Below are 17,934 nucleotides of genomic sequence, written 5' to 3'. Positions count from 1 at the left end.
ACTCATCGGCAAAACCACCCCGCCGGACGATCTACACCCCAGACTGCCGCCCACGACCAGCACGAGCACCCCGAAACGGGGTCACGCCACCCCTGCTGACCAGCCACTTCAAGATGGCGCAACCACAATGAGTTCCGCCGACCAAGAGGTCACAGGCACGCCCACGCCGGCCACCTCCACCTACCCCAACTGACCGCACGTGTCCCGTGCCAGTGCAGACCGACCGGTTGCCGTCGAAGTTCGACCGGTCGCTAGCCTGTGCGCGTGATGTTCACCGATGATCGCCAGTTCCCTGCTCCCCTGGCCGCTGTGGCCGCAGTCGCGTTGGACTACGACGATGGCGCCGGAGTCGACTTCGAGCCCTACGCCGCGTTCCTGCCCGCCGAGGAGACCGCCGAATGGTTTCGGGCCTGGACCGGGAACCGTGAGCTGAACGGCGACGCCTTCCGAGTATTCGGCCAGGACGGCGCCGGCGGGTACACGGCATTCTGGCTGGCCCGCCAGAACCGAGCACTCGCCGATCAGCCCATCGTCTTCCTGGGCTCCGAAGGAGAGACCGGCGTCGTCGCGCGCGACCTGGGTGGTTTCCTGTGGCTGCTGGCCGACGGCTTCGGCCCCTGTGAGGCGGTTGACCCGCAGGAGCACGGACGGGCCGCACGCCCCCATCAGGAGCTGGCGGCCATCGCCGAGCAGTTCGCGCCAGACCAGCGCCAGCCGGCGGCCGCAGTGACCGAGTTGGCCACACGCGAGTTCCCCGACTTCGAGAACAGCATCATGCAGCTCTGCCGCTGAGTGAGGCGTCCCGCCAGGCGCAGCGCAGGTTCCCCGTCGCCGGACATGAGCACCCTGCCCCGCTGACCTGCGACGCAGCGAACCCTCTGTTGCGATCAGCAGCGAACCGACGTGCTACTCGACCAAAATCGAGAGCACCAGATCGTCACTCACTGAGAGTCCATCAAACAAGAAACCCGCAGACCAACCCCCAGATACAACACTCCCAACACGGTGACGATCAACCGCTCCCAACCCCCGCAGATCATCACCCAGCAGGTTGTCGCCGGTCATCGCCCGCCATGCAGCAGAGAGAGTGATCGGAACTGGGCTCGCGCCCCGCGGCCACAGGCGGCAGGCGGCCTACGGCGACGGTGCCGCGCCGGCCGGGTCGCTCACGCTGCTGGCGGTGATGCTGCGCGGTGCGGACCGACAGGAGGCCGGGTACGAGCTGACGAAGCTGGAGGCCGACTGGGTGCAGGCGCTGGCCGGGCTGTTCTCCAAGGAGGAGGCGCGCGAGCTGGGGCAGGTCTTCGGGGAGGAGGCCGGCACCCGGGCCCCGCCGGCCGCGTACGCGCTGACCGCGACCGCCTTCGTCAGCGAGGTGCACCATCCACTGTGGGGCTGGAAGGTGACCTTCACCGACACCGCGGGCACCGTGCTGGGCTCCAGCCAGGCGTTGATCGATCGAGATCGCCGCCACCCCTCGTCGCTCATCGACACGGCAAGGCGCTTCCCTCCGTACGCTTGCCCGGGACACGTGACTCACGCTACGTAACCATTGACACAAGACAGTTGACGGCTCGTCAAGGAACCCCGGTGCAGGAGAATGGCTTCCATCGGGGTCAGCGAGTGCCGTGCGGCCTTGCACTGTCGTACGGTGCGGATCAGCCCGGCGTTGCGCAGCACCATCGTGTGCTGGCTCGCCGAGGAGGCCAGGACTCCGGCCCGCGTGGCGAGTTCGCCGGTCGTGCTGGTCTCCTCAAGGGCTTCGAGGACTGCCGCGCGCGTGTGACCGAGCAGAGCGGCCAGGTAACGCCGGTCGGCACCGGGATCCTGCTGCGCTTCCGGAAGTTCGTGCTCGACCGGATAGACAAGGACGGGTGTGCTGTCGTTGTGCAGCAGTGTCACGCCCGTACGGCAACAGAAGAACGGCTGGACGAGCAGTAGGCCCTGCCCGTCCAGCCGGAGGCCCCGGTCCACCGGGTAGTCGACCTCAAGGACCGGGTTTCGCCAGCGGATGGCGGGCAGCAGACGCTTGAGCATCCCCTCCGTGCCTTCGGTGAGCATCGCTTCGGCGATCCGCGCGCGGCACCGGCACACCTGTTCCCGGATACGGTCCCAGTGCGGGGCGACCGCGATGCGGTGATACGCCTTGATGGCCGCGCCGAATACCTTGAGCGCGGGCACCTCCCCGACGCCGAGAGCCCGGCCCCACGCGCTGGGCGGGCGCTGCTCGGCGAGAGACTGAAGTCCCGGCGCAGCACGGTGCGCGGGCTGCCGAGGACCTGGTCGAGCGCCTCGTCCAGGCCGGCGGGCGGGGCGGCGGGCGTCAGAAGTCCGGGAAGTACCCCTGGGGCGGGACGAGTTCGGCCAGCAGCTGCCAGGAACGCGGCAGCTCGGCCCGGACGGATTTCCGCCACCGGGTGTACTGGCGGCGGCCGTCCTGGCGCTGTAGTCGGTGCAGGCTGAGCACGGTCTCCCAAGCCGGTAACGGCCCGGCGGTCATCCTCGTACGGCCGAGATCTTCCCCCGTGAAGTGAATGCGCAGCACAACGCCTCCCCCGTGGTGTGTGTGCCTCCGCTCCTCTATACCACGGCGGCGCCTCGGGCGGCATCGGTTCATGGAGGGATGAAAGGAGACCGGCCAGGGCAGGGCGTCGGGCACCGTTGGGGACGCTGAATCCAACGAAGGGAGACGACATGCAACGGAAGAGGATAGGGGTCGCGGCGGCCGGCGGTGCGCTGGCACTCGGTGGTGTGCTGGCGGCGGTCCCGGGATCGGCGAGCGCCGCCGCGCCCAGCGCCGCCTCGGACGTCACCGTGATGGCCGGGTGCGGGAAGACGTACGACGTCTCCATCCCTGGCGGCCAGTCGCACTACACGGTGAGCTGCGGCAGCACCACCCATGTGTCCGGATGGCTCAAGGACACCGCCGCCGACGGTAAGTGCGTTCAGGTCAAGATCTGGCGGCCCGCCCACCATGCCTACACGTACACCGACAAGGCCTGCCCCAAAGCCACGGTCAAGCACTTCGACCACAACGGCCGCTCGAACCCGACGCCCCCGAGTGTGTACACGTACGCCATCGGGTGACACCCGGGCCCCGGCACCCTTCTGAACCCGGCGGGGGGGGCCCGCCCCCGCCGCTGCCGGCGGTGGGCAACGGCCCGGGCCGTTGCCCACCGCCGGCAGCAGCGAGCCCGGGTGCGACGGCCGGACACCCATGGTGCCGCGCTCCGCGCACCAATGGCAGGACGCTCCGGTGAGCCGCAGACCCGCGTCTCAACCCTGCCGGCCATCGTCCGGCCAGCAGCACCCCGACGCGAACCGCCATAGGCCGACTGCAGCAACTACCACGCGTCGGGGCTGACCTGACCTGTGTGGAGGGGGACGCAAGCGCCCCGCAAAGCATCGTCGAACTCACCGCGGGCCGCCAGGATCTCCCGGGCGTGTTCCACGGACCAATCCGCGATCGCGCCGGCCAGCCGTCCGACCTCGGCCCCAAGCGCTGTCAGCCGGTACTCCACGCGCGGCGGAACGGTCGGGGAGACGGTGCGGCTGACGAGGCCGTCCCGTTCCAGGGCCCGCAGTGTCTGGGTCAGCTCGCGATCTGCTTGATGGTCACGCCGGGTTCACGGTTCCGGGCGACCCGGATCACGTCCTCGCGGACCTCCCTGGGATACGGCTTCGGCACGGTGCACATCCTTCCAGCGGCACCACACGGCACCGCAGATCAGGTGTCACCTATCCGTGCAGCAGACCCCGCGGTGCCCGCGAGGACCCCGATCAGGCGCCGACGTAGGCCGCGAGGTGCTCGCCGGTGAGGGTGGAACGGTCGGCGACCAGGTCGGCGGGGGCGCCCTCGAAGACGATCCGGCCGCCGTCGTGGCCGGCGCCGGGGCCGAGGTCGATGATCCAGTCGGCGTGCGCCATGACCGCCTGGTGGTGCTCGATGACGATCACCGACTTGCCGGAGTCGACGAGCCGGTCGAGCAGGCCGAGCAGCTGCTCGACGTCGGCGAGGTGGAGGCCGGTGGTCGGCTCGTCGAGGACGTAGACGTCGCCCTTCCCGGCCATCTGAGTGGCCAGCTTGAGCCGCTGCCGCTCGCCGCCGGACAGTGTCGTGAGCGGCTGGCCGAGGCTGAGGTAGCCGAGCCCGACGTCGGCCAGCCGCTGCAGGACCTTGTGTGCGGCCGGCGTGCGAGCCTCGCCGTCGCCGAAGAACTCCTCGGCCTCGGTCACCGGCATCGCGAGCACCTCGCTGATGTCACGGCCGCCGAGGTGGTGGTCCAGCACCGATGCCTCGAAGCGCTTCCCCTCGCACTCCTCGCACGTGCTCGCGACACCGGCCATCATCCCCAGGTCGGTGAAGATGACACCGGCGCCGTTGCAATTGGGGCAGGCGCCCTCGGAGTTGGCGCTGAACAGCGCCGGCTTCACGCCGTTGGCCTTCGCGAACGCCTTGCGGATCGGGTCGAGCAGCCCGGTGTACGTCGCCGGGTTGCTCCGGCGCGAGCCGCGGATCGCGGCCTGGTCAACCGAGACCACCCCGTCCTGCCCGACCACCGAGCCGTGGATCAGTGAGCTCTTGCCCGAGCCCGCCACCCCGGTGATGGCGACCAGCACGCCGAGCGGGATGTCGACGTCGACGTCCCGCAGATTGTTTGCGTCGGCGCCGCGCACCTTCAGCACCTCCGACGACGTCCGCACTGATGGCTTCAGGGAGGCGCGGTCGTCCAGGTGTCGCCCGGTGACCGTGTCACTGGCCCGCAGCCCCTCGATGGCGCCCTCGAAAACCACTTCGCCGCCCTCGGTGCCGGCGCGCGGGCCGAGGTCGACGATGTGGTCGGCGATCGCGATCACCTCGGGCTTGTGCTCGACGACGAGCACGGTGTTGCCCTTGTCGCGCAGGCGCAGCAGCAGGTCGTTCATCCGCTGGATGTCGTGCGGGTGCAGCCCGATCGTCGGCTCGTCGAAGACGTAGGTGACGTCGGTGAGGGAGGAGCCGAGGTGGCGGATCATCTTGGTCCGCTGCGCCTCGCCGCCGGAGAGCGTGCCCGACTGCCGGTCGAGGCTGAGGTAGCCGAGCCCGATCTCGACGAACGAGTCGAGGGTTTCCCCCAGCGATGCGAGCAGCGGCGCGACCGACGGTTCGTCCAGACCGCGCACCCACCCGGCGAGGTCGCTGATCTGCATCGCGCAGGCGTCGGCGATGTCGATCTTCTTGATCTTCGACGACCGGGCCGCCTCGCTGAGCCGGGTGCCACCGCACTCGGGGCAGAGGGTGAAGGTGACCGCACGCTCCACGAACGCGCGGATGTGCGGCTGCAGCGAGTCGATGTCCTTGGACAGGAACGACTTCTGGATCTGCGGGATCAGACCCGTGTACGTCAGGTTGATTCCGTCGATCTGGATCTTGGCCGGCTCCTTGTAGAGCAGGTCGTGCAGTTCCCTCTTGGTGAACTTGCTGATCCGCTTGTCCGGGTCGAAATAGCCGCAGCCGCGGAAGATGCGGCCGTACCAGCCGTCCATGCTGTAGCCGGGGATCGTGAGCGCACCCTCGTTGAGCGACTGGCCGGCGTCGTACAGCGCAGTCAGGTCGATGTCGGTGACCGAGCCCCGGCCCTCGCAGCGCGGACACATGCCGCCGGTGATGCTGAAGCTGCGACGCTCCTTCACGGTCCGTCCGGCGCGCTCCACGGTGACCGCACCTGCTCCACTGATCGAGGCGACGTTGAAGGAGAACGCTTTGGGCGAGCCGATGTGCGGCTTCCCGAGTCGGCTGAAGAGGATGCGGAGCATCGCGTTGGCGTCGGTGGCCGTGCCGACGGTGGAGCGGGCGTCGCCACCCATCCGCTCCTGGCCGACGATGATCGCGGTCGTCAGCCCTTCGAGTACGTCGACCTCGGGCCGCGCCAGCGTCGGCATGAAGCCTTGCACGAAGGTGCTGTAGGTCTCGTTGATCATCCGCTGCGACTCCGCAGCGATCGTGCTGAACACCAGCGAGCTCTTGCCCGAGCCGGAGACGCCGGTGAACACCGTCAGCCGGCGTTTCGGGAGCTCGACGCTGACGTCCTTGAGGTTGTTCTCGCGCGCACCGTGCACGCGGATCAGATCGTGGCTGTCGGCAGCGTGCGGCGCAGGCGACTGCGTGTTCCTCTTCGTGGCCATGCTCTTCGTGTCTCCATCTGTTGGGCGGGGGCCGCCTTCGCGGTCTCCGCCGTCGTCGCCTGGCTCGACCCGACAAGCTTCGAGCCGTACGTCTGGTTCTCTTTCTCTTCGCCCCGTGGAGCCCCTGGACCCCGGCCACGCGGCGTGCCCGCGCCCGCGCCCGCCGAGGCGTCAGACCGACCAGCGGCCGTCGCGCATCAGCTCGCGGTCGACTATCTCGTTCACTTCGCGCCACGCCTGGATGCGGAGCGGGGAAACGCGTAACCAGCGGTACGGCGTGGTCTGCGCACGCGGGTCGAAGCCGGTCTGGGCGGCGAACCGGTCGCCGCGCTCCTGCGGCAGCGCGTCGATGTCGAGGACCTCGACTTCGCCGTCGACCATGGTCACGTCGCGGGTGGGGCCCAGCGCCAGCCGAACGGTCCTGGTGGTGGCCAGGTTCTCCCCCAGCCTTCGGCCGGGAGGTGCCCCCAGCCGGTCGGGCTGTCCGCCGGTGTGGCCATCAGCAGCACCTCGCCGTCCCAGTCGAAGGACAGCGGCACCAGATGCGGCGCACCGTCGGCCGAGGCGCTGGCCACCCAGACGTCGACGTCGTGGGTGAGCCGATGCTCGGTGTCGCGACGACGCTGGGCGCGGGAGCGGGGGGGCCGGCACTCAGCGGTCCTGAAGCAGCCCGAGGGCATTGCCGTCGGTGTCGGTGGCGGCGGCCACCAGGCGGCCGCCGCCGACGTCGTGCGCGGGCTCCTTCACGGTGGCACCCGCGACGGTCAACTCGGCCAGCTTCGCCTCGATGTCCGGCACGTGCCAGTAGGCCACCGGTGACGTCATGCCCTGCGGTCCACCGCTCGGCACCAGCCCGATGTGCTGGCCCTCGGCCTCAAAGCCGACGTAGTAGGACTCGTCGGTCTTCGGCGGTACGCCGAGCAGGGCGGCGTATACCTCCTTGGCCGCCGCCAGGTCGGAAACGGGATACAGCACGGTCTTGATTCCCTGGGTGGAAGAGCCGGTCATGGTCACTCCTGAAGTCGTGGGTCTGGTCGGCATCGTCTGGCTTAAAGACGAACGGGAAGTCCAAATCGACAGCCCGATCGCCCCGGATGGCGATTTCGCCGTTGGCCGTTCGTTTTAACCGGGCCCAGCCCGCAAGAGAAGGAGGACCACCGGGACCGCCTCCGGGCGGTCGCGATAGAAGGCCAGGGATGCCTCCGGGTCGTCGCGCGGGAGGAAGCTCGCGTGAATGGCGATGTCCATGGCGGTCACGCTAGCTGCGGCTCGGGGGTCCGCGCTTCTCGATTCCTGATCGATTTTGGTCGCCTGTTTCGCGACGCACGACGGCATCTCCGCCGTCGCACGAGCTGTCTGGCCCAGATCGGTGCTGGGCGGCACACCGACCAACTCGGTGAAGCGAGTACTGAAGGTGCCCAGGGACGCGCAGCCGACCCCGCGAAACAGACCTCAGTAACGCTGAGGTCGCGAGACCAACCGCGCCAAAGGCAAGATCGCCTAACTGTTCGACAACGGCGCGGCGGGCGAGGCGTGTCGCCGCTCCGGTATGACGGCCCGTGCCGGGCGCCTGGGCGCGGTCACCTGCTCGACTCGTCCTTCTCCCCGGCCTCGCGGTCGTCGTCGCTGAGCAGGTCGCTCAGCTCGTCCTCGGTCAGCTCTGGCTCCAGGGCGTCGTCCATGCTCCTCGTCACCGGCCTCGGGTGCTGTGGGAAACTGGTCAGGTGAGACGACAGGAGCTCGACGACCTCGTCCGGCTGCGGCGGGCCCGCGATCGGATGGACCGCGACTACGCCGAGCCGCTCGACGTCCCGGCGCTGGCGCGTGGCGCCCTGATGTCGTCCGGCCATTTCTCCCGCAGCTTCCGCGCCGCTTTCGGCGAGACGCCTTACAGCTACCTGATGACCCGCCGCATCGAGCGGGCCAAAGCGCTGCTGCGGCGCGGTGACCTCACCGTGACCGACGTCTGCTTCGCGGTCGGTTGTACGTCGCTGGGGTCGTTCAGCTCGCGTTTCACGGAGCTGGTCGGCGAGAGCCCGAGCACCTACCGGGCCCGGAGCCATGACGACGGCGCCGGCATCCCGGCATGCATGGCCAAAATCCATACGCGGCCGGTCAGGAATGGAGAAGCGGGCCCTGCCGCTCAGCCGTAGCGTGAACGGCATGGACATCAGGCTTTCCCAATGCTTCATCGCCGTCGACGACCACGACAAGGCGATCCCCTTCTACCGCGATGTGCTCGGCCTTGAGGTACGCAACGACGTCGGGTTCGAGGGGATGCGCTGGGTGACCGTCGGGTCGCCCTCCCAGCCGGACGTGAACATCGTCCTGGAACCGCCCCTCGCCGACCCGAACGCCTCATCGGCCGACAAACTGGCCATGGCGGAGCTGATGGCCAAGGGCCTGCTGCGCGGCGTCATCTTCGCGACAGACGACTGCGACGCCACCTTCGAGCGCATCAGCACCGCGGGCGGCGAGGTGCTGCAGGAGCCGATGGACCAGTTCTACGGCGTCCGCGACTGCGCGTTCCGCGACCCCGCCGGCAACCTGTTGCGCTTCAACCAGCCCCTCGGGAAGTGAGCCCTTGGCGGGCCCCGCTCAGGGTCTGGGGTTGCCGGACCGCGCTCTGAAGACCTGCCGGCCGTCCGCAGGCCCGCGCCGGCATGCGAAGGCCGCCGTCCGCGCCTCCTCGGCGACCCGTTCCGTCGCACATAGTCCGCGAACACCTCGGGGCTTTCACTGCCACGCAGGCACATCGGGATGTACAGCCAGGCTCCGCCAGTCCCGACGGGCATCCTCGGGGGACGTCAGCTCTGGTCACGGCATGCCGTGAGGGGCCCTGGGATGCACGCCGGCACTATCCCGAGCCCGGGGTCACCGCCGAATGACCGTGCTCCGCTCGACGGCGACAGGCTGGGACAGCCTCCCCTGCCCGTCGCCGAGGGGATAGGCACCCTAGGCTTCCAGCCAGCACCGGCCTCGACTTCAGGAGCGCAAACCGTGTTCGACCCCGTACCAGAGCACCCGTACCCCGACGGCCATCGACCGGACGAGGCGCCCGCGCCGCACGCACTGCTCACGCCCGTGCTCGGCCTCCTGGGCAGCTGGCGCGGCCGGGGACAGGGCGGATACCCGACGCTCGCCGGGGACTTCGCCTACGCGCAGGAGGTCACCTTCAGCCACGACGGCCGCCCTTTCCTCCGCTACGAGACCCGGGCCTGGCTGCTCGACGCCGCCGGCGCACCGCTGCGCCCGTCGGCCCGGGAGAGCGGCTGGTGGCGATTCCAGCCCGACGGCCGAGTGGAGGCACTGATCACCCAGCCCACCGGCATCGCGGAGATCGCGGTCGGCCATGCCGCCGACAACACGGTCGATCTCGCCACCCACGAGGTGGCCCTCACCCCCACAGCCAAGGAGGTCAACGCCACCCGCCGACGCTACGCCCTGACCGACGACGACGCGCTCACGTTCATCCACGACCTCGCGGCAGTCGGTCAGCCGTTGCAACACCATCTCTCGGCACGCCTGCGACGCAGAGGGTAGGCCGTGCTGCCCGTCATACAGCACGTGACGGGGGGCCAGGTCAGGAACGCGCACGGGCTCTCCGTGACGCTTCAGCTCGATTGCGTAGTGGACAGCCGACCTTGACGTAGCCATCACGCAAACGCGGTCAGAACCTTCCAATTGGCCACGTTGCGCACCACAGTTCAACGGCACGCCGCTCCCTGACCTCGTCCGGTACGAGAGGCGATGACGCTGAAGGACCAGCTCTTCGAGTGGTGGCAGCCGAAGGGCTCCGATCGGCGCACCGCGAACTCGGAGAACAACTCGACTGACCCGGCTGCGCCGGAAGGACGCCGGTCCCCGCCCCGCGCCGGGCGGGACCTGCCTCGGGACGCGCCTATTGCTTGCGGAAGCCGATCAGCTTCTGCCGGCCCATCCCGTCGATCACGGGCGGGTCCACGCCCAGTTCGTCGTTCCAGAACACCTTGTCCTTGAACACGTCCAGCACCAGGGGGACGTGCCCGTCCTGCGAGAAGACCCAGCCACCGGGAGACACCCACGGGTAGAGGTGCTTCAGGCAGGTACGGGTCGAGGCCGCCAGGTCCACGTCGAGGTAGAGGGCCGCGATCGGTTCGCGCCACGCGGGGAGCGATTCCTCGAACCAGCCGGGCACGTAGGAGCACACCCCGGGGATGCCGAAACGCTCGACGGCGGCACGCACTTCGTCCATCGAACCGACAAAATCACCCTCGTTGAAGACGAGTTGACGACCCGTGATGCTCAGACCGTGCTGCTCGTCGAAGGAGGGAAGCCCCGCGAAGGAGTCGCACGCGACCAGGCGGCGTCCCGCCAGGTGGGCTGCGATGCTGAACTTGGCCGTGCTCGAGCCCTTGTAACTTCCGGCCTCCACCACACAGCCGGAAAGGTGGGCCGGGAGGCTGAGCACGGCCCGACAGAAGCCGAGGATCTCGCCGGTCGTGTGGGGGCTGATCAAGAACCTCGATGCCAGGTAATGCTGCCGGAGCAGGCGATACCGGTGTCGCGGCGGCACCCCCAGGGTCCGGTCCGCCAGGAACCCCCCGGCGAAGCGGCGCTCGCGGTCGGCGAGTGCGTCGACGCACGCGAGTGCCCCTCCGGGCAGCACACCGGTGATACGGCGCTCCCACGTGCGTACGAACGCACCCGTCCTCGTCCGCGGTTCGGGGCGGGGGCCTCTCGGGACCGTCGGATCACCACTGCGGACCGCACGCCGTCCCATGATCCCCCTGTCGGTCTCAGATGCGTGCGGCCAGCAGGGCTGCCGCACGGGTACGGACGACATCCAGTTCCGCGGTCTCCGCCAGCTCCTTCGCCCGCTCGCGCTGGACCGCGCACCATGCCTGGGCATCGGCCAACCGGTCGGCCGGGGTGTAGCGGGCGATCCGCTCCCTGCTGGTCTCCCGGAGGAAGAACTCGCAGTTCGCCAGCGCGTACAACTCGTTCAGCTGCTCCTTCGGAACGGCCTCGCACACGGTCGGCAGTCCATAGGGGGTGGCCGATCCGAACAGGTCCGGGCGGGGACGTATGTTCATCTTCGAGCCGTCGTCCCCGAGCGCCCCCAGCAGGGGAATCCGCTTCTTCGCCCGGCTGAACTCCGCCGTGCCGATGTCCGGAGTGAGGATCGCCGCGCTCAGGAAGAGCAGCGGCAGTTCCACCATGCGGTCGATGTCCTCGACGATGCTGTCGACCGTGTCGTGCGGGGCGCCGATGATGAATCCGGAGATGACGCCGATGCCTGCCGCGTCGAGCGACCTGGCGGCTTTCCTGTTCATCTCGACGGTTGTCTTCTTGCGGTAGTAGTCGAGCGTGCGCTGGTTCATCGACTCGATGCCCAGAAAGACCTTCCGGCAGCCTGCCCGGTAGAGCTTGTCGGCGATCCCCTCGTCCAGGAACTCGGCACGGGCGTTGCAGCTCCACGGCACGCCGCGGGTGCCCAGGTCGGCGAGCAGGTCGTCCAGTTCGTCGTGCTGCAGCAGGTCGTCGTCGTGAAACTCGATGGAATTGTGGCCCAGTTCGCCGATGACGTGGTCGAGGTCGGCGGAGACGAGGGAGACCGGACGCGAGACCAGGTTCCCGTGGATGACGTACGTCGAGCAGAACGAGCACCGGGCGCGGCAGCTCTGGGTACAGATGTAGATCTGCGGCCGGCTTCCCAGCGCCTTCCACCAGCGCACGCGGACCCGTTCGATGCCGTGCTCGGGGTCCCTGGTGAGATCGTAACGGAAGGCCGGAGCGGGAATCGTGGCCAGGGACCGGTCGAAGGCCGGGGGGCCGATGTGGGACTCGCCCCCTCGGGTGTAGCAGATGCCGCGGGCCTCGGGGCCCTGGCCGAAGCCCGGTTGCAGCAGTTCGTTGAGGATGTGCCGCAGTGCGGAGCCGCCTTCGCCGCGGACTACCAGGTGCGCGAAGGTCGCCTGGGGGGCCATCGTGGGGTGCGCGCCGCCGATGACGACGCAGGTTTCCGCCGGGTCGAGCAGCGCGAGCATCTTCGCCGTACGTTCGAACGCGAGTGAGTACAGGCTGACCAGGACGAACCTGGCCTTGGCCGGACGGAGCCACTGCTCGATCGCCTCTGCCATCCGGGCGTCATCGAGGTAGTGGTCCTCGTCGAAGTACTTCATCTCAGGGCTGTACGGGATCCGGTGCTGCTCGAAGTCCGCCTGGGCGGAGCGTGCGAGGTTGAGTAGTCCGAGGGACGCGTAGCGGTCGGTGAAGCGGTCCTGGCGGGCATCGGCGAATCCGATCTGGTTCGCACGGAAGCCGTGATGGACCAGGGCCAGCCGCGGCGGTCCCGCACGGACGGAGAAACCGCTGCCCCGGCCGAGTACATCCAGATCGATCAACAGGATCACGTCCTTCAGGCGCAGAGCGGATCAGCCGGGTCCCACCGGTGGAAGCGCGGCCGGTCACGGCCGGCCAGGTCCCGCCGGGCCGCCAGCCAGGAGGCCGCCCACTCCTGCGGATCCCTCGTCTCGGTCTCCGGGTGGGCCCGGCTGCGGGCGACGAACTCCGGGTACCAGCGGCGTCCGGTCGGCTGCCCCACCGGGCTGTACCGGAGGTCGAAGCTCCAGCGGCCGCCGTCGCTGACGTTCGGCAGAGAGGCGTGCGCGAGCAGGGGGTGCAGGAGGATGACGTCCCCAGGAGAGACCGGCAGGGGCACCTTGTGATCGCCCAGGAGACGGTCCGGTATTCCCTGGGAGGACGGGGTGTCGCAGTGGTGGAGCAGACCACCCTTGTGGCTTCCCGGGACGACCAGCAGGCAGCCGTTCTCCTCGGTCGCCTCGTTGAGCGGTATCCATGCGCTGACCAGGTTGGTCCGGTCCGCGTCGTCCGTCACGACGGCGAGGTCCTGGTGCCAGAAGGTCTTGCCGGTCAGGGTCAGCGTGTGCGCCTTGTTCTTCGCGGAGATGTTGCGCTCCGGGGGTTTGATGCGCATGTGCTGGACCGGGTTGGACAGAATTTCCGGGCCTATGAAGGATTCCACGGCGTCCAGCAGGGCCTCGTCGCGCAACAGGTGGAACACTGCGGCACCCAGGTGCATCGGCGTGTCCGGGAGGATGTCGTCCTCCATGGGGAGGGTGATGTCCAGGGACTGGAAACACGCCCCGTGTGTCTCCCGCATGAGGTGCAACAGGCGGTCGACGGGGGCTGCCGTCGCGTCGTAATCCGCTATGGTTTCGTCGCGCAGCCCCTGTTCTGCCAGCCGGTCGACCGCGCCCCCGTACTCGTCGATCACGGGTTCGAGGACCGTGTCCGGATCGATGACGCCTTTGGCGATCACATATCCCTGCTCCGCGTATTCCTCCAACAGGCTTGCACTCAGCATCTCAGCACCCTTCGAATTCCGCTGGCACACGCCCCGTTCGAGCACGCGGCACGGCGTCGCGGGGCGTGCTCCGCGTTACTTCTTCCTCGACGACTCCTGCAGCTGGTACAGGGACTTCGGGCTGCCGTGGGGACGGTAGATCACCGGACAGGGACCGCCGAAGCGGGCGACAGAAGCACGCTCGCCCCGGATGTGGTGCGCGCAGTCCTCCATGGCCACGAGGTGCTTGCCGGTGTAGATCGGGAAGGCGTCGGCCGCCCGGTACTGGTAGATCAACGCCCGCCGCCGGGCCGGCGACCGGTTCTGCGCGGACCGGTGCGGGGTGAGCGGGTGCAGGAGGATCGCACTCCCGGCGGTTCCCTCGACCGCCACCGGGGCACCGTGGCGCTCGTCGTCGAGGTTCTCCACGATGCGGCCCGCGAAGGTGCCGTCGGGCATCGCGTGGTCCAGGAAGCGGTGGTGGAGACGGGGCAGTACCTCGATGCAGCCGTTGTCCCGGGTGGCGTCGTCCAGATAGATGAGGACGGCAACGAGGTCGTCGTTCGTGTGCGGGAAATAGGTGAGGTCCTGGTGCCAGTCGACCGGGGCTCCGACCCTGGGCGGCTTCAGGTTGAGTTTGCTGTGCTGGAGCGCCAGGTCCGGGCCGAGCAGTGAGACGACGCGGTCGGTGATGCGCTTGTCCGTCGCCAGCTTCCGAAAATTTTCGTGTTGTTCGTAGGGGTTGTACAGGCGGCGGGCCGTCCTTTCTCCGTCGATGGTTTCCTTTTCGAATTCAAAGATTCCGGCTATCTCTTCTTCACCGGCTCCGGCGAGCTCCGCTATCGATGAATCAATGAGCACGACATCTTCCACCGACAGCACTGAGGGAATCACAACGAAGCCATCTCGCCGATAGTCGTCGATCTGTTGCTTCGTCAGACCAGGCATCGCACACTCCAGACGACAGGAGACGGCGGGGCACGAACGAGAGGTACCCGGTCGGCAGCCGGCCGGCCGGGTACCGTCGTGCCGTCACACCGTCGTCGAGAGGGTCAGCGTGAACGCCCGGATGAACTGGGTGGAGACGCCGCGGCGCCCCTCCAGGTCGAGGGTCACCTGGCCGCCGAACTTCCAGGCCAGCTCGTACAGCTTGTCCGCGCTGACATTGCCGCCCAGCGAGCTGACTACCCTGGCCGCGACGTCCGGCGAGAACATGAGGTTCCCGCAGTAGTCCGGAAGGCTCTCCATAATCCGGTCGAAGAGGCCGCGCTGCTGGTCGAGGAAGAGTTCCGCGTTGTCGTCGTGGACCTCTACGAGGGCCTTGTCGAGGTCACTGAAACCACGCAGCACCAGGCAGGCGGCGTCCAGCGCGTGATAGGTGAACTCGGGCCGGGTGGGCTCGTCGGTGACCTTGTGCTCCACGTACGCGATGTCCCGGACGCCGTCGTAGACCCCGGCGACGACCGCGTGGGAGAACCCGATGACCGAGAAGATCCTCTCGACCGTCTCGCGGTCCAGGATGAACATGGCCTGGCCCCAGGAGTCGGTCAGTTCCATCGCCTTGGCTGCGAGAACGGACGACTCGTCGCGCAGGTAGGCCAGAGCCCCCATCTCCACTTGCTCGACCGGCACAGGGGATTTGACACCAGTGGCAATACGCATTGCTTCGACCTCCTGGAGGATATTCCTCAGAGCCGAGGGCGGATATTGCTCGAGTGAACTCAGACACTAGCAGTCGCGGTGTGGACGTCAAGGTCCGTCAAGCGTCTGCTTTGAGACAACCGTGAGCCTCCGGTCTACGGCCGCACCAATAACCAATTGCCATAACTCCCCCGACGGCACCAAGAATCAAGCATGTCACCCAGACCACATTGTTCCCCCACGTGGCCATGGCGAAGGTTCCCCAGATCGGTGCCAGCAGATTCACGATTCCGGCGTAATCGGCCTGGCTTGATACGTCGGATTCCGGTCAACCTCTTTCAACCATGCGCGTTGAGCGGTGCATGACGCGCACCAGCCAGTCCCGGTCCGCCATTGCGTACGCACGCCACGAGTCCGGCGACGGGGACCGCAACCCGCTGGCCGGCAGCGTACGAAGCCACGCATTCACCGCACCCGCGTAGCCCGCGGCCGGCGCTCGCCCTCGAAGAGGCAGTCGTCATCGATCGGCGGCAGCTGCGCCCGTAGCGCCCCAGTGGCCCAGGCGCTCATGACGAGCACCTGTGCCCGCCGATGTCAGGCCTCGATGCGCAGCCAGGTGTCGCCTGCTGCACAAGGCCGGGCACGACACAGCGGATTCGCCGAGTAGCTGACGCGCCTGCACATGCTCGCCGAGCCGTGCCAGGAGTGCGGGAACCTGACCCCCGTCACCCTGAGCATGACCACTCCCGTATTCGGCCCCGGACGGCCGCTACTCGTGCCGCAAGTGCGCGAGCGTCGCGGAGAAGCCCAACTCCGACGAAGAGCTCGGGGATGGGGATGGCCAGTGACGTCGTTAGAGCAGGCGGCAACGCTCGCCACCTTCCGTCGGTGTAGGCCGTGCTCACGTCACAACCTCGCGGATCACGTGATCGGGCGGACCGACCACCAGGTCGCTGGGAAGGCGGCGCCGTCGATGCCGAGATCCCCGACGGCGCGATCCCGCGGCGGGACTGGGGAGCGTGCCTGGGGCATGTCGCTTCTGTGGGGCAGGCCGAAGGTCGTCTTGTTGGCGGTCGGCGTTTCTCCTGGTCAGCCCCGCTGTGGTCGGCTGGGATCCTCCGCGACAGCTGTCGTGGACGGTGATGGCCTGATGGCGACCGTCGATGAGCTGACGCCGCTGGCGACGTTCGCCGGAAGTGGTTCCTTCCGGCGACGCTGCGCGCCTCGCTGGTCAGCGGCGAAGGGCTGCGTCCAGCTGGTAGCGAAGCACGGCCAGCCGACTGCGACCAGGCTCGCAAGCCGGCATCTGCCGCGCTAGCTCGCGAACTGCCTGCGACGCGTGCTCGATCGCCCATCGGACCTCCTCGTCACCGACGCCGGCGTCATCGCCCGCCGAGAGCTCGCGAGCGCGCGCCGCGTAAATCGCCGGCCCATGGATATGTTTCGCCTGGTGAGGGGTGGCCAATGAGTGGATGTAAGGGGCCGCTGCTGCGTAGCACACCGCGCGAGCGGCGGCTGCGGCAGCCGGATCGTCAACTTCGCGTGCGGCTGTGTGGGCCGCCCAGGCAACGGAGCGCAGTTGCCCTGTCCGTTTCCCCGCGCGCGTGAAGGCCCGAAGGACCTCGATCGCCTCGCAAGGGCGGGTGTCATGGGGAGCCATAGCCTCGAACAGCGGCAGCACCCGCTCGGCGCAATCGGCAGCCCAGAGTCCGAGAAGTCGGCGGTCCTCTTCGCTTATGGTCACCTTGTTCACCCGCACATCCTGCCGGTTCTGCTGCTCCCTGTCGCTGCTGGCTCCCAACTCAGAACGTACGGCCCACGGGTGCGGGACCGGTGCGGCCGCGATCCACCCGGCAGCCGTTTCGTGCGCCATCGGGCTCCGCGAACCAGCTCAGGCAGCGATCCACGGAACACGACAGGCGTGGGGTGCCATGCCTTGTGGACACAGAGTCCTGATCACTGTCTTGCGGATCGCTCGCCATGTCCGCAGGGAACACACCAAGTGGACGCGCAGCTCAACCGGTTCCCGCGCGCCACTGCTCTCACCGGGCTGTTCCCAGGCCCACTGCTCCGCCAGAATGTCGTACACGTCAGCGGTCGTCAGCTCGCTCCCAGCGAGAGTATGCGCGACGGTCTCATCGACGATCCAAGCGCTGCGGGAACGCACGGCCTGGTCGACCAGGCCCCTGACCCAGGCCAGTTGCTGCTCGTCTGCGTACAAGCCGAAGTTCAGGGTGCGCGTCCTCATTGCATCAGGCCTTGCCACTCGTCCGGGTGGTCTCGTCCACGGTTTGCTGGAAGTCCCATCCGGGGTCCTGCCGAGAGTCAGTCGGTGACGTCTGCCAAGCGGAGTGACCGGCCGAGGTCGCCGACGAGTGTGCGAGGGTGGCGGCGCCACCACCACATGTCGACGGGGTCGAATCCGCTGATCCGGTGGAATTGCGACAAGGCGATGCCGTCGTCGAAGACGGTGGCGGCCCTGAAGCGGTCGTCGAGAGCTTTGATCTTCGGGGTCCAGAGCACGACCACGCGTTCAGTGACGATCGGCCATGCCTCGTGGAGCCAGTTTCGGCTGTAGAGGTCGTTGGTGTACTCGTCGACCATGTCGCTGTAGCCGTCCTCGACTTTGCCCACGAGCCATGCCCACTTGTCGACCATCTCTTGGACCGTGAACGCCTTGCGCCAGCCGCGTTGATGCAGGACCTCGCCCGCTCCCTGCTCGTTGTGGGGTTCCATCTGCCAGAGCCTGCCATGCAGCCCGGCCGGTGACCACAGGTTTC

19 protein-coding genes and 2 pseudogenes are annotated in these 17,934 nt (G+C 68.2%); 6 read left to right on the top strand and 15 right to left on the bottom strand.

The window, feature by feature from the left end:
• The first annotated feature begins 267 nt into the window (after positions 1-267).
• Positions 268-792, top strand: coding sequence for an SMI1/KNR4 family protein (locus QMK28_RS08715; RefSeq protein ID WP_326436456.1), 525 nt, complete (start codon positions 268-270; stop codon positions 790-792).
• 295 nt (positions 793-1,087) lie between these two features.
• Positions 1,088-1,549 (top strand): hypothetical protein, encoded by a 462-nt coding sequence (locus QMK28_RS08710; RefSeq protein ID WP_326436446.1) that lies wholly within the window; start codon positions 1,088-1,090, stop codon positions 1,547-1,549.
• On the opposite strand, the gene QMK28_RS08705 is transcribed toward QMK28_RS08710, so the two are convergent.
• Positions 1,537-2,181 (bottom strand): ArsR/SmtB family transcription factor, encoded by a 645-nt coding sequence (locus QMK28_RS08705; protein ID WP_326436445.1) that lies wholly within the window; start codon positions 2,179-2,181, stop codon positions 1,537-1,539. The genes QMK28_RS08710 and QMK28_RS08705 overlap by 13 nt on opposite strands.
• 142 nt (positions 2,182-2,323) lie before the next feature.
• Entirely contained in the window at positions 2,324-2,545 is a 222-nt protein-coding gene (locus tag QMK28_RS08700) for a hypothetical protein (RefSeq protein ID WP_326436444.1), read from the bottom strand.
• 149 nt (positions 2,546-2,694) lie between these two features.
• On the opposite strand from QMK28_RS08700, the gene QMK28_RS08695 reads away from it, so the two are divergent.
• On the top strand, positions 2,695-3,087 hold the full coding sequence (locus tag QMK28_RS08695; protein ID WP_326436443.1) for a hypothetical protein: 393 nt from the start codon (positions 2,695-2,697) through the stop codon (positions 3,085-3,087).
• A 257-nt stretch (positions 3,088-3,344) separates the two neighbouring features.
• On the opposite strand, the gene QMK28_RS08690 is transcribed toward QMK28_RS08695, so the two are convergent.
• The 6 genes and pseudogenes from QMK28_RS08690 to QMK28_RS08665 form a co-directional block, all read right to left on the bottom strand.
• On the bottom strand, positions 3,345-3,575 hold the full coding sequence (locus QMK28_RS08690) for a winged helix-turn-helix transcriptional regulator (protein ID WP_326436455.1): 231 nt from the start codon (positions 3,573-3,575) through the stop codon (positions 3,345-3,347).
• A gap of 205 nt (positions 3,576-3,780) precedes the next feature.
• Positions 3,781-6,165, bottom strand: coding sequence for an excinuclease ABC subunit UvrA (locus QMK28_RS08685; protein WP_326436442.1), 2,385 nt, complete (start codon positions 6,163-6,165; stop codon positions 3,781-3,783).
• 171 nt (positions 6,166-6,336) lie between these two features.
• Positions 6,337-6,845: pseudogene (locus QMK28_RS08680) on the bottom strand (pyridoxamine 5'-phosphate oxidase family protein).
• On the bottom strand, positions 6,817-7,173 hold the full coding sequence (locus QMK28_RS08675; RefSeq protein WP_326436441.1) for a VOC family protein: 357 nt from the start codon (positions 7,171-7,173) through the stop codon (positions 6,817-6,819). Before QMK28_RS08675 ends, QMK28_RS08680 begins: the two are co-directional and overlap by 29 nt.
• Before the next feature lie 114 nt (positions 7,174-7,287).
• Positions 7,288-7,413: a hypothetical protein gene (locus QMK28_RS08670; RefSeq protein ID WP_326436440.1), complete on the bottom strand. Its 126-nt coding sequence runs from the start codon at positions 7,411-7,413 to the stop codon at positions 7,288-7,290.
• Between the two features lie 5 nt (positions 7,414-7,418).
• Positions 7,419-7,655: pseudogene (locus tag QMK28_RS08665) on the bottom strand (AraC family transcriptional regulator); the annotation flags it as partial.
• Between the two features lie 288 nt (positions 7,656-7,943).
• Here QMK28_RS08665 and QMK28_RS08660 point away from each other — a divergent pair.
• From QMK28_RS08660 to QMK28_RS08650, 3 genes are all read left to right on the top strand, one after another.
• Positions 7,944-8,318, top strand: coding sequence for a helix-turn-helix transcriptional regulator (locus tag QMK28_RS08660; RefSeq protein ID WP_326436454.1), 375 nt, complete (start codon positions 7,944-7,946; stop codon positions 8,316-8,318).
• Positions 8,319-8,328: 10 nt separating this feature from the next.
• On the top strand, positions 8,329-8,745 hold the full coding sequence (locus tag QMK28_RS08655) for a VOC family protein (RefSeq protein WP_326436439.1): 417 nt from the start codon (positions 8,329-8,331) through the stop codon (positions 8,743-8,745).
• A 420-nt stretch (positions 8,746-9,165) separates the two neighbouring features.
• Entirely contained in the window at positions 9,166-9,708 is a 543-nt protein-coding gene (locus tag QMK28_RS08650) for an FABP family protein (protein WP_326436438.1), read from the top strand.
• 358 nt (positions 9,709-10,066) lie between these two features.
• On the opposite strand, the gene QMK28_RS08645 is transcribed toward QMK28_RS08650, so the two are convergent.
• The 7 genes from QMK28_RS08645 to QMK28_RS08615 all read right to left on the bottom strand — a co-directional run bounded on the left by QMK28_RS08645 (position 10,067) and on the right by QMK28_RS08615 (position 17,890).
• Complete coding sequence (locus QMK28_RS08645) at positions 10,067-10,663, bottom strand: TylF/MycF/NovP-related O-methyltransferase (protein ID WP_326436437.1); 597 nt, start codon at positions 10,661-10,663, stop codon at positions 10,067-10,069.
• 280 nt (positions 10,664-10,943) lie between these two features.
• The gene (locus tag QMK28_RS08640; RefSeq protein WP_326436436.1) at positions 10,944-12,560 is read right to left on the bottom strand and encodes a B12-binding domain-containing radical SAM protein; all 1,617 of its coding nucleotides are present in this window, start codon (positions 12,558-12,560) and stop codon (positions 10,944-10,946) included.
• A 5-nt stretch (positions 12,561-12,565) separates the two neighbouring features.
• Entirely contained in the window at positions 12,566-13,534 is a 969-nt protein-coding gene (locus QMK28_RS08635) for a phytanoyl-CoA dioxygenase family protein (protein WP_326436435.1), read from the bottom strand.
• A gap of 75 nt (positions 13,535-13,609) precedes the next feature.
• Positions 13,610-14,461: a phytanoyl-CoA dioxygenase family protein gene (locus QMK28_RS08630; protein ID WP_326436434.1), complete on the bottom strand. Its 852-nt coding sequence runs from the start codon at positions 14,459-14,461 to the stop codon at positions 13,610-13,612.
• A gap of 84 nt (positions 14,462-14,545) precedes the next feature.
• Complete coding sequence (locus QMK28_RS08625) at positions 14,546-15,175, bottom strand: hypothetical protein (RefSeq protein ID WP_326436433.1); 630 nt, start codon at positions 15,173-15,175, stop codon at positions 14,546-14,548.
• A 1,210-nt stretch (positions 15,176-16,385) separates the two neighbouring features.
• Positions 16,386-16,907, bottom strand: coding sequence for a putative immunity protein (locus tag QMK28_RS08620; RefSeq protein WP_326436432.1), 522 nt, complete (start codon positions 16,905-16,907; stop codon positions 16,386-16,388).
• 572 nt (positions 16,908-17,479) lie between these two features.
• Positions 17,480-17,890, bottom strand: coding sequence for a hypothetical protein (locus QMK28_RS08615; RefSeq protein ID WP_326436431.1), 411 nt, complete (start codon positions 17,888-17,890; stop codon positions 17,480-17,482).
• Positions 17,891-17,934: the final 44 nt, after the last annotated feature.

Origin of the sequence: Streptomyces sp. H27-D2 (assembly GCF_035828615.1) — a bacterium.
GTDB lineage: Bacteria > Actinomycetota > Actinomycetes > Streptomycetales > Streptomycetaceae > Streptomyces.
Note: the sequence above shows the minus strand (reverse complement) of the source record. Positions and strands in the feature narration are given on the sequence as shown.

What these genes read in the sequence shown, in the direction of transcription:
- QMK28_RS08685 (WP_326436442.1), bottom strand. Translation starts at nt 6,165, where the DNA reads ATGGCCACGAAGAGGAACACGCAGTCGCCTGCGCCGCACGCTGCCGAC.
- QMK28_RS08630 (WP_326436434.1), bottom strand. Translation starts at nt 14,461, where the DNA reads ATGCCTGGTCTGACGAAGCAACAGATCGACGACTATCGGCGAGATGGC.
- QMK28_RS08715 (WP_326436456.1), top strand. Translation starts at nt 268, where the DNA reads ATGTTCACCGATGATCGCCAGTTCCCTGCTCCCCTGGCCGCTGTGGCC.
- QMK28_RS08675 (WP_326436441.1), bottom strand. Translation starts at nt 7,173, where the DNA reads ATGACCGGCTCTTCCACCCAGGGAATCAAGACCGTGCTGTATCCCGTT.
- QMK28_RS08655 (WP_326436439.1), top strand. Translation starts at nt 8,329, where the DNA reads ATGGACATCAGGCTTTCCCAATGCTTCATCGCCGTCGACGACCACGAC.
- QMK28_RS08670 (WP_326436440.1), bottom strand. Translation starts at nt 7,413, where the DNA reads ATGGACATCGCCATTCACGCGAGCTTCCTCCCGCGCGACGACCCGGAG.
- QMK28_RS08615 (WP_326436431.1), bottom strand. Translation starts at nt 17,890, where the DNA reads ATGGAACCCCACAACGAGCAGGGAGCGGGCGAGGTCCTGCATCAACGC.
- QMK28_RS08695 (WP_326436443.1), top strand. Translation starts at nt 2,695, where the DNA reads ATGCAACGGAAGAGGATAGGGGTCGCGGCGGCCGGCGGTGCGCTGGCA.
- QMK28_RS08635 (WP_326436435.1), bottom strand. Translation starts at nt 13,534, where the DNA reads ATGCTGAGTGCAAGCCTGTTGGAGGAATACGCGGAGCAGGGATATGTG.
- QMK28_RS08660 (WP_326436454.1), top strand. Translation starts at nt 7,944, where the DNA reads ATGGACCGCGACTACGCCGAGCCGCTCGACGTCCCGGCGCTGGCGCGT.
- QMK28_RS08625 (WP_326436433.1), bottom strand. Translation starts at nt 15,175, where the DNA reads ATGCGTATTGCCACTGGTGTCAAATCCCCTGTGCCGGTCGAGCAAGTG.